Source organism: Streptomyces sp. Edi4 (assembly GCF_040253615.1).
Classification (GTDB): domain Bacteria; phylum Actinomycetota; class Actinomycetes; order Streptomycetales; family Streptomycetaceae; genus Streptomyces.
The window spans coordinates 2,804,765-2,820,604 of record NZ_JBEJGY010000004.1; the positions used below are offsets into that span (position 1 = coordinate 2,804,765).

Sequence of the window (15,840 nt, forward strand, 5' to 3'; positions counted from 1 at the left end):
ACCCCCTGGCGGACCTCCACTCCACGACCACCCAGGAGAACGACCTGACATCCGCACCCCAGCACCTCCACGTCGAGTCCGAGATTCACCAGCAAGTGGCTCTCCTCGCCCGCGCATTGGGGCTCACCGCCGGCGAGACCATCGCTCACCTGCTCCACCTCTACGCCCAACCCGCGTCCGAGACACCAGTCCGCGCCGGGACGCTCACCCCCGTCTACGCCATCTACCAGCACAGGCGCATCGAGGGACACTTCGACCGTTCCACCGGCTCCTTGAGCATCCCCGCAGGCCCTGGAGCGGGCCAGTACAAGACCCCCAGCGGTGCCGCTCGCGCCGTCATCACAGCGCTGCGCCCACAGGTCTCGCCCATCCGTACCGGATGGACGTTCTGGCGCCTTGCCGAAACTGGCGCCCACCTTGAAGTCCTCCGCAGCTCCACCGCTCACACCAGCACCCCCACGAGGCCGCCTGCGCTGCCGCCCTCCAGCACAGTCGCAGCCACGCCACGCACCCGCTGACCCGCATCCAGCATCGGTCCACCCCGGGAACGCACGGTCGCCTGAATCCGCAGCCCGTCCGATCCGCGAAGTCGCGCACCCAATTGACTCCGGCCTCGGACGCCTCAGCCCTGGCCCGTCGCCCGCGCTGCCCGGCACCCCGCCCGCCCCTTCACCACGCGGATCACCGCGCCCTCACCCCTGGAATTCTATGAGTACCCCCACCCTGAAAATCATTTCGCTAGGTGCGGGAGTTCAGTCCAGCACCCTGCTTGCCCTTTCAGCCGAGGGAATCCTCCCCAAGGTCGACTACGCGATTTTCGCCGATACCGGCTGGGAGCCCGAGGCTGTTTACTCTCACCTGGACCGCCTGGAAAGAGAGATAGCAAAACCTGCCGGCATACCAGTCTTCCGCGTCTCATCCGGAAACATTCGCAGCGATGCATTGAACCCCGATCACCGGTTCGCCTCCATGCCTCTCCACATTCTCAATCAGGACGGGCGACCTGGAATGACCCGACGGCAGTGCACCGGCGAGTATAAGGTAAAGCCAATAAAGCAGAAGGTTCGCGATCTGCTTGGATACCCCTATCCCGCACGCATTCCGAAGGGCGTGTTCGTCGAACAATGGGTCGGAATCTCGACCGATGAATTCCATCGCGCGAAGGACGCAGACGTCAAGTACATGCGCAATCGGCACCCCCTTCTGGACATGTCCTGGAGCAGGGCCGACTGTGTGCGATACCTGACCTCACTCGGCCTCGCCGACACGCCGAAGTCGAGTTGTCTGGGATGCCCGTTCCACGGAAATGCGCAGTGGAGGCATATCAGGGACACCTCTCCTTCCGAGTGGGCGGACGTCGTCGAATTCGACACGGCCATCCGGCAGGGAAATGCCCGCGCCAATGCGTCGGGCAGCCGACTGCTCGGCGAGGCGTTCTTGCACCGCTCCCGCGTCCCGCTGAGCCAGGCGCCGATCGACCACGTCACCGCCGCCGAACGGGCCGCCCTGCGCATCGGAGCGGACGAGGCCGACGTCCTGGAGAACGGCGTCGAGGACGGCTGCTCGCCCTGGGCGTGCCGCGGCGGCGCCGACGCGCTGGCGCAGGACGACTTCGGGCTTGCCACGTGATACTCGACCTCTTCGCGGGGCCGGGCGGCTGGAGCAGGGCACTGCACGTCCTGGGCGTGCGTGACGTCGGGCTGGAATGGGACCAGTGGGCGTGCAAGACCCGTTCTGCGGCAGGACAGTTGACCATCCGGACCGATGTGGCCATGTATCCGACCTGGCCTTTCGTCGGCCGCACGCGCGGCGTGATCGCCTCGCCGCCGTGTCAGGCGTGGAGCATGGCCGGCAAGCGCCTCGGTCTGCTCGACCAGCCGCTGGTGCACGCGGCGGTCGAAGACCTGGCCGCCGGCCGCGACACCCGCGAGCGTCTCCTCGCCGCCTGCCGCGACGAGCGTTCCCTGCTCGCCGCCGAGCCGATGCGCTACCTCTACGCCCTGAACACGGTCGGCGAGCCCGACTGGGTCGCCATGGAGGAAGTACCGGACGTCCTGCCCCTGTGGAAGCAGTACGCGGCCGTCCTGCGCGGGTGGGGATTCTCCGTCTGGTACGGCATCCTCAACGCCGCCGACTTCGGCGTCCCCCAGACCAGAAGGCGAGCGATCCTCCTGGCCTCCCGCGTCCGCACGGCACAGCCGCCCACGCCCACGCACGCCCAACTCGCCGAGCCCCAGTCGCTGTTCGGTCCGGGCCGCGTCCGCTGGGTCAGCATGGCCGAAGCCCTGGGGTGGGGGGCAACCGACCGCCCCGTCCCCACCGTCTGCGCGGGCGGCGGCCCCGGCGGCGGACCCGAACCGTTCCCGTCGGGCTCGCGCAAGACGCTGTCCGATGCCCGGCAGCGCGGCACCTGGATGCCCCGGCCGGAGGGGATGGTCCTGCAGTCCCGTCGCGAAGGAACGGGATGGGCAGCCAGGCACGGCACCCGCGAGAACCGTGGCGCCGACGCTCCGGCGCCGACGTTCACCGCCGAGGCCCACCGCTGGTCATGGTCCCTACGCAGCAACAACCAGGCCAACGCCACCGTCCGTCCGCTGTCCGAGCCGGCCGGCACGCTGTTCTTCGGTCACCGCGCGAACGAGTGCACCTGGGTCGCCGAACCCACCACACCTCCGGCCAAAGACACCGACGTGCCGGCCGTCCCCGAGCCGATCCGGATCACTGCCCGCGAGGCCGGCCTCCTGCAGACCTTCCCGGCCGACTACCCCTGGGCCGGCAACAAGGGCCAGCAGTTCTCCCAGATCGGCAACGCGGTGCCCCCGTTGCTCGCCGGCCACCTCCTCGCCCCGCACCTCGGCGTCGCCCTCGACCCCGACGACTTCACCCTCGCCGCCTGATGCCCCACACCCCCGAACCCGACGAAGACGACCTCGACGCCGTCGCACCTCCCCAGCCGGTGTTCCACGTCGAGCAGGCCCTCCTCGGGGCCCTCCTCCTCGACCCGCACCGGGTGGACGACGTGAGCGGCATCGCCGCCGACTCCTTCTCCACCGCCGCGCACGCCGCCCTGTACGGCGCGATCACCACCCTGCCGCGGCCCGACCCCGCCGAGCACGCGAAGAACACCAAGTGGCTCGACCGCGTGCTCGCCACGGCCCAGGAGCAGGCGCGCGGGCTGACCGCCTCCTATCTGCACGCCCTCGTCCAGGTCTGCCCCTGGCCCAGCCATGCCCCTGCCTACGCCCGGATGGTCGAGGCGGAGCACGCCCGCCGCCGCCTGCAGACAGCCGCCGAACGCCTCGTCCAGACCGTCCACGACGTCTCCCTCCCGCACCCCGTCCAGACGGTGCTCACCGAGGCCGACGCGCTCGCCACGGTCGTGGACGACATCGCCAATCGCTTCCCGCCCCGCGCAGGCGTGCTTCCCCGCACCACGGCACCGCCGCCACCCGCCGCGCAAGACCCCGCTGAGGCGGTCGAGGAGGAGCAGCTCCTGCTCGCCACCGCCACCGCCTGCCCCTCCGACATCGACTCCGTCCGGTGGCTACTCCCCGACGACCTCGCCCTGCCGCTGCATGCCGGCCTGTGGCAGTGCCTGACAGCACTGGCCCGCCGCCACGAGCCCGTCGACCCCGTCACGGTCCTGTGGGAAGCCCAGCAGCGTGGCCTGCTGGACGAGGGAAGTGAACCGGGCGAGGTCCTGCGCATGCTGGCGGAGCCCGCTGGTTCCGTCGAGCACTGGGGTGAGCGGGCCCTGCTGCGCTCCCTCCTGACCACGGCTGAGCACACCGGCCGGCGCATCGAGGCGTACGCCGGCGACCCAGCGAACACCCCCTTCCAGCTCGTCGTCGGCGCACGCCGTGCCCTCGCCGACATCTCCGCCGTCCGCACCCGCTGGCAGCACGCCACCGGAGTCACCCCGCCACAGCGGCGGCGGCCCGCGTCCACCACCCGCGCCGGGCCACCGACGACCAGGGCCGCGCACGTCCCCCGGTCCGCACGAGCAACCCGGTAGCCCCCGAGTACGCCGGTGGCCGGACCCGAAGGCCCGGCCACCGGCAGAACAGGTGAGACCCCCACGTGACTGCCGCCATCGACGCCCACGTCCGCCTCGACACCCACCCCACTCACCCGAGCGCCGTACAGGCCATCCTGACCGGCACGCAGGCCCGCGTCGCTCTCATGGCTCTCGAGGCCGCCGGCTGGAGCGTCGCCGCCACCAACGTCCTGATCCTGGCCCGCATCGATCACGAGGAGCCGTACTGGGCCAACGACGCAGCCAAGCACCTGACAGCAGAAGGCATCACCGTCGAAGTCACCCCGCGGCTCCAGGAAGCCATCGACGGGGAATGGAGCTGGCCGAACTATCCGATGCCGTGGTGCACCCGCAGCGAGATCCGTGAGGTCTCCGACCAGGCGCAGAAGATCCACGACGACATCCGCCACGGCCACCTCCTCATCCACGCCCACGCCCGCGACGGCCACACCACCGTCGCGGTCGGCACCTACCTCCACCGGGGAGGCAAGTCCGTCTACTTGCACGGCGAGGACCACCTGCGTCAGGTCGCCGACACCTTCGACTCGCCCGCAGAAGCACTGATGGCCTTCGAACGTGTCCACGCGGCCGAGATGCGCCCCGGGCCGGCGCCCCTGACCGACACCGAACGCGCCGCCATCGAAGCGCGCTCCGTCTTCGACGTCACCACGGCCAAGTCCGAGCCTTCCCGCCCGGAGCCGGAGATTGTCCCCGTCTATCTGGCCGATGCCGGTGACCACGACGCTCTCCTCGACACCTTTCTCAACGCGCACGGCGAGTTCGACAAGTGGCGAACCTGGTCGGATGACACGACCCACGCCATTCACGAGTCGCAGACCCTGCGCATCGAACGCGTCCACGACACCCCCGCCCACGAGACCGCCTGGACCGTGGCTGCCTACGAGACACCCGTCTCCGACCGCATGTGGGTCCTCACCGCGACCGGCGCCACCCCCGCACCGGTGCTGCAGGATCTGCTCACCCACCTCGCCGACGGAGACGGCTGGGACACCCACGTCGGCGCCCCGGTTGACGAGAAGATGGTCACCGCAGCAACCCAGCCGCTCTCCGACGCCGGATGGAAGCACACCGTGGACGGGCGCTGGATCCGCTGGACGTCCTCTGACGGCGCTGCGGGCGTCCACTTCGACGCCTTCGCCGCGCAGCACCCGAATCAGAACCTGGCCACCTGGACCATCTGGTCCGGACCCGGTCCGGACCGGGTCCGGACCGGCCCGCCTGGACCGTCACAGCGTCCCCCCACATCCCGAGTTCGCTGCTGGCAGGTCTCTCCGAGACCCTCGCCCACCAGACCGGCACGCGCCAGGCCCAGCCGGGCCGCGAGCACCAGACCCGCCTCGCCACCAGAGCACCGACGGCTCCGGCGGTCACGGCCGGCCGCTCCGTCAGCCGCTCACGCTGATCATCAGCCCACACGAGCGGGGCAACATAGCGCGGGATCACCGGTTGGCCAAACCGGCGATCCCGCGGACCATAGATAGTCCACCGCCACCCCCTGCCCGAACGTCGAAAGGCCCCTCCCGCGACCGCAGACACAACACGAAGCGCAGCCCGTCAGGTGGCATGCAGCGGCATCCGTTCACGCCGCCGCGTAGCTCGCCCGGAACAGATCCTGCGCCCGCTCCACGTCCCTCGGCGTACGGAGCTGGACCTCCAGGTCGCCCGTCCCGTGGTGACCGAGACCGGACACGTCCCGAGTGAAGCCCGGAACGAGCTCGACGTCCTTCGGGTCGACCTTCAGGTAGACCAACAGCTTGCTGCGCTGCGGCGGGCACAGGCAGGCAAAGTTCCGCAGCCGCTGGTACGCCCGGTACTGCTTGCGCTCCACGCGGTTCACGCCGTCCCCGAGCCCGAGCAGGACCTCGTCGACCGCGCCCGCCAACTCCATCATCGCCGCGCTCTGGACATCGGCCGCTGCCTGAGCAACAGACTGGCGCCGTGCGCGGCGAGCCAGCTGCATGCCGCCGCTCACCGAGGCCACGGTCTCAAGGCCGAGCAGGTCGTTGCCGAAGAGTCGGTAGCGGACCAGGTCGATCGAGCGCCGGTGCTCGCGCACGGCGTGCACGTCGTAGCGGGTGAAGTCGCCGGCGATGCAGATCAGACGTGGGCCGCTCCACAGGACCTGGGACGCGGCCGTCACCCCGAGCCGGTCGCGGACCAGGTGCTCGAACTCGGCACGGTGGTCCATCAACCAGGCCAGGTAGAACAGCCCCTGATTGATCACGCCGGCATCCGTGCCGCGCTTGTATTCCACGATGACCGGCGAGCCGTTCTCGTCCAGCCCCAGCGAGTCGACCCGGCCCCCGTGCACCGGTCCGGTGCTGTACTCGCTCGCCAGGAACCGGACTCCCAGCAGCGTCTCCATGTGCGTCTCGACGAGACCCTGCACATCGGCCTCGACCTCAGCAAGACGCGGCACGACCTCGGTCATGCCGCCATTCGTCGTGTCCGTGCGAAACAGCTTCAGGCCCGACACCTCCCCTTCCCCTGCTCGGAGATCACCAACGCCGAAGGGGTGCGGGATTGTTTCCGCGAGAGGCTACGGGGGCGTGAAGATAGTGTGAGACCCTACGTACGGCCCGGCCGGAGAGCGCTCGCGTCCCCCGGTCACCGGGAATCTAAGATTCCCCCATGCGTCCCCCGCGCCCCAGGGGACAGCGCCCGGAAGCTGCGTTTACGCAGGTCAGCCCCCGTAGCTCAGCGGATAGAGCACGTGCCTTCTAAGCGCTTGGCCGCAGGTTCGAGTCCTGCCGGGGGCGCATCCGCGCCAGTGCCGATTTGGCCCTCCTTCGGGAGGGCCTTTTTGCTGGTCAGAGCACCATACCGAGCGGCCGGTAGCACCCGCGTAAGCGCCGCACCCGCCCCTGGTGAGCCCGGCCGTCCGGTTGGCCGGCCCGCCTATCCCTGGCGCTGTCGCGGCGCTCGAAGCGGCTCCTGCATCAGGCCGGAAGGTCGCCATCATCAGCAACAACTCGACCGCGTGCGTCCGGGCGTTCCTGATGCTCCACGAGCTCCGTCAACTGGTGGACGTGGTCGTTGGCCGAGCCCCACACCGGCCGGACGCGATGAAGTCCGACCCCCACTCGCCGCTGCTGGCGTCCAGCGAGCTGGACACACTCCCGCGCGATTGCACGCTCATCGGAGGCCCGGTGACGGACATGGAGGCCACCAAGGCGACCGGTGGGCGCTCCATCGCCTACGTCAACAAGCCCGGAAAAGAACGCGCCCCAGGTGTTCTGCCCTACGACGTTCTGGATGGGGGCGTTGTTGTCGCCGCCGACGCCGGCGCCCGAGCCGTGCCGGGGGTTGGGTTCGGGGCGTCGTCGTCCGCCGATCTTCACTCTCCTCCTCGCGGGGCGTTGTTCTGGCCCACGTCGCTGATGTTGTTTCCCGCGACACTCTGGATCGGGGCGTTGTTGTCGCCGTACACCTGAATGTTGGTGATCACGGCAGCCTCATCACGGCCATGCGCTGGGACCCCGCATCGGACTGCGGCATCCTCCACCGCACCGAGACCGCCCAAGCTCTGCTCGACGTGCGGTCCAGCTTCCGCGGTGGACCAGCCCGGTCAGCAGCCCACCCTGTTCGCCCGCAAGCAGCGGATGACTCCGGACGGCGGGTCGGCAACCGGTCGCGTCCTATTCACCGGGGCCCGGCCCCAAAGGCACGACGCGATGAATCTCGGCACGTTCAGAATTCAAGTATCGGCGGAACGGCGAAGTCGAGACCGGGCCGGATCGGGAACCTCTCCCGGGGCTGCCGCAGCGCGCAGTCCCGGCTGCCATCGCCCGCGAAGTCCCGTGCCGGCAAGGGACTTTGAGCGCGGGCCCCATGGCCGGCCAGCGGTCGGCCAGCGCCCCGCTGACCGGCGGAGTTGTCGCGTTTCTGACGTGGAAGCGCAACAGCCGTCGTATAGAACTCGAAGCCGACTCGAGCCTCCCTCTGATTCACCGGGCGCGGCCCAAATCCCTTAGCCAGCTGGGGAATTACCGCACCGGCATCCCCAATGTCATGTACATCGGGGGACTTCTTCCGACAGACTCACGGATCAACGGCTGTCCGCGCGGCCGTAGTTGGTGAAGAGCGCGGGTCCCGCATGCGTTCATGAGTTGTAGTGGAGGTACCGGTGTTCGCCCGTTTCCCCCGCCCCAGGGCCTCGCGTCCGCCGTCGGCCGGTCCGTTCGCGAGACCGGCCCGCGCGCACCGGCCGGACGCGGCCGCCCGGCCGCGCCCCTTACGCCGGGCCGTGGTGGACGGGGCGGGCTGATGGAGCCGGTGTACCACCCCGCCGGCGCGGACGGTGAGCTGCGCTCGGCCCTGACGGCCCTGAAGGTCGGCCGCTGGATGGCCATGCGTGATCTCCTGGCGGAGACCGGCGCGAACTGGCCCCTGCGGAGTTTCCGTACCCAGGTGCTCGGCATCAGGGCGGCCGGCTCGGACGTGACGGAGGCATGGCTGGCCGAGGAGCCGGACAGCTATGACGCACATGTGATGCTCGCCCGCGTGTCGGCGGAGCGCGCGCTGCGCTCGCACCACCAGCGGCACGCCGCCGCCCAGGACCTGGAGCAGCGGGCCCGGCGCGCGGCGCTCACCGCGGCCGGCCGCGAGCAGCGCGACCCGGTGCCGTGGCTGTGCCTTCTGGCCCTGGCCCAGATCGACGAGCGCGCCCTGCGCGGGGAGCACAGGGCGCGGGCGGCCGAGCCCATGCTGCCGCCCGGCCCGTGGGGGCTGCTGCACGAGGTCAATCAGCGCGATCCGGGCAGCCGGGAGGCGTACCACCGGGTGGTCCAGTTCCTGCTGGCCCGCCGGGCGCCGGAGTCCGCGGTCCTGGCGGACGTGGTCGACTTCGGCCGGTGGGTGGCGTCCTGGGCGCTCGATGGCTCGCCCCTGCTCCTGCTGCCGCTGTACGCGCTCGCCGAGCAGTGCCGCCGCCAGAGCGACCAGCGCCGGACGGTGACCTGGCGCCTGCGATGGGCGGAGGAGCCCGCGATCGGCTACACCCTTCGAGCGTTCCACTCCTGGTTCCTGCGCACGGATCCGGCCCGGTGCTCGGTGCTGGACCTCAACCATCTGGCCTGTGCCCTGTGGGCGGGGCACCAACTGGCGCGGGCCGACGCGGTGTTCGCGGCGATGGCGCCGTACGCCGCCCGGGAGCCGTGGGCCTCGGTGCACGACTACGGCGGCCAACCGCGCGCGGCCGAGTCCTTGTTCCTGCGGGCCCGGGCCGAGTCGGCCGCCGCTGCCAGGCGCGCCCCGGACCACCGGGCCGCCTCCTGGGGGACCCGCGCTCTCGATTGACACGCACCGCCTGATCCACACCGCCCGCACACGTACAGGCTCACCGCCCGCACACGTACAGGCTCACCGCCCGCACACGTTCTCCGCGCCTGGAGGTTCCTTCATGTCTCGCCCGTCCCACCATCGCGCCGCCGGGGTCCACTCCGACGATCTGGTGCTGCGTGAGCTGGGTTACACGCCGCAGCTGTCGCGCCGCATGACCGGTTTCGGCAACGCGGCCATCTCGTTCTCCGTGATCAGCGTCCTGTCCGGGTGCATGACCCTGTACGGGTTCGGGCTGACGACCGGCGGACCCGCGGTCATGATGTGGGGCTGGGTGATCGTCGGCGTCATGGTGCTGTTCGTCGGCGCCGGCCTGGCCGAGGTCACCTCCGCCTATCCCACGAGCGGCGCCCTGTTCTTCATGGCGCACAAGCTCGGCGGCAAGAAGTGGGGCTGGTACACCGGCTGGCTCAACCTGCTGGGCCTGCTCGGCGCGATCGCCGGGATCGACTACGGGTGCGCGCTGTTCACCGGCGCGCTCCTGAACCTCCAGTTCGGGTTCGCGCCCACCCCGAAGAAGATCATCCTGATCTTCTTCGCGATCCTGCTGCTGCACGCGGTGCTCAATCTGCGCGGGGTGCGCCTGGTCAACCTCCTCAACGGCATCAGCGTGTGGTGGCACCTGGTGGGGGTTGCCGTCATCGTGGCCGCCCTCGCCGTCGTACCCGCCCACCACCAGTCGGCCGGGTTCGTGTTCACCAAGTTCGTCAACGACACCGGCTGGTCGAGCAACCTGTACGTGGTCATGATCGGGCTGCTGCTCGCGCAGTACACCTTCTCCGGTTACGACGCCTCCGCGCACCTGTCGGAGGAGACCGCCAACGCGCAGGTCGCGGCCCCCCGGGGGATCATGCGGGCCATCACCTGGTCGTGGGCGGCCGGGTTCGTCCTGCTCGCGGGCCTGACGTTCGCCATCCAGGACTACGCGGGCACCCAGGGCACCGACACCGGTGTCCCGCCGGCGCAGATCTTCCTCGACGCGCTCGGTCCCGGCGGGGCGAAGGCGCTGCTGCTGATCGTGATCGTCGCCCAGTTGTTCTGCGGCAACGCCGAGACCGCCGCGGCCTCGCGCATGATCTTCGCGTTCTCGCGTGACAACGCGCTGCCCGGCTCCCACCTGTGGCAGCGGGTCACGGGCGGCACCCCGAGGGCCGCCGTGTGGCTCTCGGTCGGGGTCGCCGCGATCATCGCGCTGCCATCGCTCTACAGTCCCACCGCGTACGGCGCCGTCACCGCGATCAACGTCATCGGCATCACGCCCGCCTACGCCATCCCCATCTTTCTGCGGGTCAAGAACCGGCGCCGCTTCGTGCCCGGGCCCTGGCACCTGGGCCGCTGGGGTGTGCCCATCGGCGTCGTGGCCGTGGTCTGGGTGGCGTTCGTGACCGTGCTGTTCTGCCTGCCGCAGACCCGCCCGGCCACGGGTGGCCTCATGACCGTGGACACGTTCAACTACGCGCCCGCGGCCCTGGTCGTCATGCTCGTGCTGGCCGCCCTGTGGTGGCGGATCGCCCGTCGCGGCTACAGCGTGCCGGCCGCCGCCGTCGACCACGACATGGCCGACCTGGAAAGCGACGTCATCTGATGCCGAACCGTCCCCTCATGGGCCCGCTCCCCCACGTGCCCGCGCCCGCCCCGCACGCCGCGAGCGGTGAGCGGGGCCCGCGGACCGGCCGGCTCGACCTCGAAGAACTGCGCACGGCCGTGAGCCGGGGCCGCATCGACACCGTGCTGCTCGCGCTGCCCGATCTCCAGGGCCGCCTCAAGGGCAAGAGGTACGGCGCGGCCCACTTCCTCGATCGGGTGGCGGGCGGCCACGCCGACCTGTGCGCCTACCTGCTCGCCACCGACGCCGCGATGAACCCGGTCGACGGATTCGCGCTCACGTCCTGGGAGAACGGGTACGCCGACCTGGCTCTCGCCCCGGATCTGAGCACGCTGCGGATGATGCCGTGGCAGCGTCGGACGGCCGTCCTGCTCGGCCACGCGCTCACCGCCCGCGAGCACCGGCCGCTCGCAGTGGCCCCGCGCCAGATGCTGCTCGACCAGATCGCGCGCCTGGCCGCCCACGGCCTGCACCCCATGGCCGGACTCGAAAGCGAGTTCCTGCTGTACGAGGGCGTGTTCGGCGAAACCCCGCGCATCGGGGACGGCGGCCTGAAACCGCTGACCGCCACGAACCTCGACTACGCGCTCGACCACCCGCCTGTCCTCGACCGTTTCCTGCGCCGCCTCCAGTCCGCCCTGGCCGGCGCCGGATCCCCGGTGGAAGCCGTCAAGACGGAGGCCGCGCCGGGACAGGTGGAAGTGACGTTCCCCTACGGCCCCGTCCTTGAGGCGTGCGACACCCATGTGCTGTTCAAGCACGCGGTCCGCACCCTCGCCGGCCGGGCCGGGCTGACCGCGACGTACATGGCCGCCCCGCAGACCGGCGTGGCCAGCGGACTGCACGTGCACGTCTCGCTGTGGCGCTCCGGCGACCCCGCGCTCGTCACCCTCGACGGCGACCTGTCCGACGTCGCGCGCCACGCGATCGGAGGCCTCGTGGAGGCGCTGCCGCAGCTGGCCCCGCTGTACGCCCCGAACACCAACTCCTACCGCCGGTTCGCCCCCGGCTCGTTCGCCCCGACCGGGACGACATGGGGCCACGACAACCGGACGTGCGCCATCCGCGTCGTCGGCCGGGGCAGCGGACTGCACCTGGAGGTACGCGTCCCGGGCGCCGACGCGAACCCGTACCTGGCGGCTTCGGCCGTCCTGGCCGCGATCAGCCACGGCCTCGACCGGAACCTGACACCCCCGCCACCCCGGACCACCAACGCCTACCTCGCCCAGGACGCCCCCTCGCTGCCGCTCACCCTCGACGAAGCCCTGGCCGCCTTCCGCGAGAGCCCCCTCGCGCAGCAGGCGTTCGGCCCCGAAGTGGTGTCCCACTACGCCCACTTGGCGCAGGTCGAACTCGCCCACCAGCGCCACGCGGTCCCGGACACCGAACAGAACCGCTGGTTCACTCAGGCCTGACGGCCCGGCGGGGGCCCGCAGAACCACACGCCCCACGCACGCCCCGCCCCGCGCACGCGGCCCGCCCCGCGCTCACAGCACGGGCGGCCGCCCCAGCCGGGTCATCCGCCACACCGTGCCCCACCCCATCGGCCGACGCGCCCCGCACGGCTGCCGCCAGCCCTCGACGAACCCGCCCCACCACGCCCTGAGGCCGGGCAGTGACCGGGTCCGAAGAACGGTCAGCAGGATCCATACGCCGAGATGGACGGGGATCAGCGGGGCGGGAAGCCGGCGCCGCGCCAGCCAGACGCGGTTGCGCGCGGTGTACCGGTAGTGGCCCGCGTGCCGCGCGGGGGACGTCCTCGGGTGCTGGAGGACCAGCTCCGGCTCGTAGCGGATCTTCCAGCCCGCGTCGAGCGCGCGCCACGCCAGGGCGCACCGACGTCGTCCCGGAGGACCTGCTCTTCGCCCTCAGCACGCTCGGCGCCTCCCTGTACGCGATCGAAAGAGTCCGCCTCGGCGTCCAGGAACACCGGCCTCACCCGCAGGGCCCCGGACCTCGCCGCGTCCGCGCCCAGAACCCGCGACCAGAACCCGCGACCCGGCCCGCAGCCGGCCGGCCTGCGGTGAGTCCGCCCGCAGGAGGATGCCGAGGGCGTGACCGTCCCGTACCACCCAGGTGGCGTCGGTCGTCGCCGCGTCGACCGCGCCGCAGGTGGTCACCAACAGGCGTCGCGCGTCGGTGAGTTGGCTGTTTCGCGGCGTACGCGACGACATTCCCGTACGGTTCGCCGACCGGCGCCCACCGGCGCCCTCGCGCCCGGATCGTCCCGCGTTCCCGGCGTGCCCGGCCCGCTCCCCGTGCCCCGCCGCCAGGCCTTCGCGCTCCTCCCGCGTCGCCCTGGTGACCTGGCCGCCCTCGCCGAAGTAGGCGCGGGAGGGCCGGGCCCGCAGCGACCTGCCTTCGGCGGCCGGCCGGTACTGCTCGTGCGGGGTCAGGAGGTGGACCCGCGCCGCCGGCAGTTCCAGCGCGCCTCCGGACGAGAACGCGCACGCCGAACAGCAGGGGAGGGCCCCGCGGGGCCGCTCCACCGCCGCCTCCCTCAGACTGACCGGGGAGCATTCCCCACTTATGGTGGGCTCACCCAGGGGGCCCGGGGAGGCCTGGGGGACCCGGGGAGGCCTGGGGACGGGAAGGGCTTTGTAAGCTCGATGGGGCGCACCCACCCCGAGCCGTACCCCGCAGGCGCGGCCCCGCGAGAGGAATCACCATGACCACCGAGCTGAGCTCCGACGCCCTGGCCGGGCTGCTCGACCGGGCCCGGAAGGACTACGAGGCGCTGGCCGCCCGCGGTCTCAAGCTCGACCTCACCCGGGGCAAGCCCGCGCCCGAACAGCTCGACCTCAGCGAGGACCTGCTGAGCCTGCCCGGCGGCCGCCACACCGCCGCCGACGGCACCGACGTACGCAATTACGGCGGCCTCCAGGGCCTCATGGAGCTGCGGGAGATCTTCGCCGGAGTGCTCCAGGTGCCGGCCGGGCAGCTGCTGGCCGCGGGCAACTCCAGCCTTGAGCTCATGCACGACTGCCTGGTGCACGCGCTGCTCAGCGTCCTGCCCGGCGCGCAGCGGCGCTGGGCGGACGAGGAGCGCGTGGCCTTCCTGTGCCCCGTGCCCGGCTATGACCGGCACTTCGCGCTGTGCGAGCGGTTCGGCATCGAGATGATCCCGGTGCCCATGACCGACGCGGGCCCGGACATGGACGTCGTGGAGCGCCTGGTCGCCGAGGACGCGGCCGTCAAGGGCATCTGGTGCGTGCCGAAGTACAGCAACCCGAGCGGCGTCAGCTACAGCGACGAGACCGTGGCGCGCCTGGCCCGCATGGAGACCGCGGCCGGCGACTTCCGCGTCTTCTGGGACAACGCCTACGCCGCGCACCACCTCACCGATGAGCCCGTGGAGATCGCCGACCTCCTCGGCGCGTGCGCAGGGGCCGGTCACGAGGACCGCGCGTTCGTCTTCGGCTCCACCTCGAAGATCACGGCGGCGGGCGCCGGCGTCGCGTTCTTCGGCGCCTCGCCCGCCAATGTGCGCTGGCTGCTCGCCAACAACTCCAAGCGCTCGATCGGCCCGGACAAGGTCAACCAGCTGCGCCACGTGCTGTTCCTGCGCGACGCGGACGGCGTACGGATCCACATGGAGCGCCAGCGCGCCCTGCTGGAGCCCAAGTTCGCCACCGTCCAGCGGATCCTGGAGAGCGAGCTCGGCGGCACGGGCCTGGCGACCTGGACGGTCCCCAAGGGCGGCTACTTCGTCACGCTCCAGGTGCCGGACGGCTGCGCCAAGGAGGTCGTGGCGCGGGCCGGCGCGGCGGGCGTGGTGCTGACCCCGGCCGGCGCGACGCACCCCTACGGCAACGACCCCCAGGACGCGACCATCCGCATCGCGCCCAGCTACCCGGACCCGGCGGAGCTGGAGCAGGCGATCCTCGGGCTCACCGCGTGCGTGCGGCTCGTCGGATACGAGAAGCTGCTCGCCGCCTGATCCGCCCGCCCGCGCCGCGCCCGCGAGGACCCCGGGTCTACGACACGATGTCCTTGCGGGCGAAGCCGCGGAAGGCCAGCGCGAACAGGACGAGCGCGTACGCGACGGAGACCGCCGAGCCCTTCAGCATGCCGTCCCACTCCAGGTGCGGCTGGAGCGCGTCGGCCCAGGCGAACTGCCAGTGCGCGGGCAGGAAGTCGCGCCAGTCGCCGAGCGCGGTCACCGCGTCCAGGACGTTGCCGACGATGGTCAGGCCGACCGCGCCGCCGACCGCGCCGAGCGGCGCGTCGGTCCGGGTGGAGAGCCAGAACGCCAGCGCGGCGGTGACCAGTTGGGACACGAAGACGAAGGCGACCGCCGCCGCGAGGCGGGGCAGCGCCTGGCACGCGCCGAGCGCGCCGCCGGTGGGGATCTCCAGCGGCCCCCAGCCGTAGAACGCGGTCCCCGCCGCGAGCGCCACCAAAGGCAGCAGCACGATCGCCGCCGCGCTGAAGGCGAGCGCCACCGCCAGCTTCGACCACAGCAGCCTCGCCCGTGGCACCGGCGCCGCCAGCAGATAGCGCAGCGAGGACCAGCTCGCCTCGGAGGCGACGGTGTCGCCGCAGAACAGCGCGACCGGCACCACCAGCAGGAAGCCCGCCGAGACGAACAGGCACGTCGCGGCGAAATTGGCGCCGGACGCGGTGGCCGTGTCCATCAGGGTGATCCGGCCGTTCCGGCTGCTCGGGGTGCCGCCGATGGCGAAGGCGATGATCAGGACGAAGGGCAGCGCGCCGAGCACCGCGCCCATCACCAGGGTGCGCCGGCGTTTGAGCTGGCGCAGGGCCTCGACGCGCAGGGGCAGGGTGCGCCCGGGCCGGTAGCCCGGCGCGGTCTCTTCCGCCGGGGACTCCATCA

13 protein-coding genes, 1 tRNA gene and 1 pseudogene are annotated in these 15,840 nt (G+C 71.4%); 11 read left to right on the top strand and 4 right to left on the bottom strand.

Annotated features, from left to right (window positions below):
* Positions 1-95: 95 nt before the first annotated feature.
* The 5 genes from ABR738_RS14795 (at position 96) to ABR738_RS37765 (ending at position 5,538) form a co-directional block, all read left to right on the top strand.
* Positions 96-518, top strand: coding sequence for a hypothetical protein (locus ABR738_RS14795; protein ID WP_350230446.1), 423 nt, complete (start codon positions 96-98; stop codon positions 516-518).
* A gap of 247 nt (positions 519-765) precedes the next feature.
* Complete coding sequence (locus ABR738_RS14800) at positions 766-1,629, top strand: adenine nucleotide alpha hydrolase family protein (RefSeq protein WP_350234576.1); 864 nt, start codon at positions 766-768, stop codon at positions 1,627-1,629.
* The gene (locus tag ABR738_RS14805) at positions 1,626-2,897 is read left to right on the top strand and encodes a DNA cytosine methyltransferase (protein WP_350230447.1); all 1,272 of its coding nucleotides are present in this window, start codon (positions 1,626-1,628) and stop codon (positions 2,895-2,897) included. The genes ABR738_RS14800 and ABR738_RS14805 overlap by 4 nt, the downstream gene beginning before the upstream one ends.
* Positions 2,897-4,015: a DnaB-like helicase N-terminal domain-containing protein gene (locus tag ABR738_RS14810; protein ID WP_350230448.1), complete on the top strand. Its 1,119-nt coding sequence runs from the start codon at positions 2,897-2,899 to the stop codon at positions 4,013-4,015. The genes ABR738_RS14805 and ABR738_RS14810 overlap by 1 nt, the downstream gene beginning before the upstream one ends.
* A gap of 65 nt (positions 4,016-4,080) precedes the next feature.
* The gene (locus tag ABR738_RS37765; protein WP_502964089.1) at positions 4,081-5,538 is read left to right on the top strand and encodes an SPDY domain-containing protein; all 1,458 of its coding nucleotides are present in this window, start codon (positions 4,081-4,083) and stop codon (positions 5,536-5,538) included.
* A 98-nt stretch (positions 5,539-5,636) separates the two neighbouring features.
* Here the strand turns inward: ABR738_RS37765 and ABR738_RS14825 are convergent, their stop codons facing one another.
* Entirely contained in the window at positions 5,637-6,533 is an 897-nt protein-coding gene (locus ABR738_RS14825; RefSeq protein ID WP_350230449.1) for a DUF5655 domain-containing protein, read from the bottom strand.
* Positions 6,534-6,743: 210 nt separating this feature from the next.
* Here ABR738_RS14825 and ABR738_RS14830 point away from each other — a divergent pair.
* From ABR738_RS14830 to ABR738_RS14850, 5 genes are all read left to right on the top strand, one after another.
* Positions 6,744-6,816 (top strand) — tRNA-Arg (locus ABR738_RS14830).
* Positions 6,817-6,924: 108 nt separating this feature from the next.
* Positions 6,925-7,491 carry an HAD hydrolase-like protein gene (locus ABR738_RS14835; protein ID WP_350230450.1) on the top strand — a complete coding sequence of 189 codons (567 nt, stop codon included), beginning with the start codon at positions 6,925-6,927 and terminating at the stop codon, positions 7,489-7,491.
* An 832-nt stretch (positions 7,492-8,323) separates the two neighbouring features.
* Positions 8,324-9,355, top strand: a complete 1,032-nt coding sequence (locus tag ABR738_RS14840) for a hypothetical protein (RefSeq protein ID WP_350230451.1) — start codon at positions 8,324-8,326, stop codon at positions 9,353-9,355.
* Positions 9,356-9,458: 103 nt separating this feature from the next.
* Positions 9,459-10,982 carry an amino acid permease gene (locus ABR738_RS14845; RefSeq protein WP_350230452.1) on the top strand — a complete coding sequence of 508 codons (1,524 nt, stop codon included), beginning with the start codon at positions 9,459-9,461 and terminating at the stop codon, positions 10,980-10,982.
* A 17-nt stretch (positions 10,983-10,999) separates the two neighbouring features.
* The gene (locus tag ABR738_RS14850; protein ID WP_350230453.1) at positions 11,000-12,418 is read left to right on the top strand and encodes a glutamine synthetase family protein; all 1,419 of its coding nucleotides are present in this window, start codon (positions 11,000-11,002) and stop codon (positions 12,416-12,418) included.
* 72 nt (positions 12,419-12,490) lie between these two features.
* On the opposite strand, the pseudogene ABR738_RS14855 reads toward ABR738_RS14850, so the two are convergent.
* Both ABR738_RS14855 and ABR738_RS14860 read right to left on the bottom strand, forming a co-directional pair.
* Positions 12,491-12,835: pseudogene (locus tag ABR738_RS14855) on the bottom strand (glycosyltransferase family 2 protein); the annotation flags it as partial.
* Positions 12,836-12,871: 36 nt separating this feature from the next.
* Positions 12,872-13,492, bottom strand: a complete 621-nt coding sequence (locus tag ABR738_RS14860; protein ID WP_350230454.1) for a hypothetical protein — start codon at positions 13,490-13,492, stop codon at positions 12,872-12,874.
* A gap of 179 nt (positions 13,493-13,671) precedes the next feature.
* Here ABR738_RS14860 and ABR738_RS14865 point away from each other — a divergent pair, with 179 nt between their 5' ends.
* A complete protein-coding gene (locus tag ABR738_RS14865; RefSeq protein ID WP_350230455.1) occupies positions 13,672-14,943 on the top strand; it encodes an aspartate aminotransferase type Ic in 1,272 nt (423 codons plus the stop codon).
* Positions 14,944-14,980: 37 nt separating this feature from the next.
* Here the strand turns inward: ABR738_RS14865 and ABR738_RS14870 are convergent, their stop codons facing one another.
* The gene (locus ABR738_RS14870; protein WP_350234578.1) at positions 14,981-15,838 is read right to left on the bottom strand and encodes an ABC transporter permease; all 858 of its coding nucleotides are present in this window, start codon (positions 15,836-15,838) and stop codon (positions 14,981-14,983) included.
* Positions 15,839-15,840: the final 2 nt, after the last annotated feature.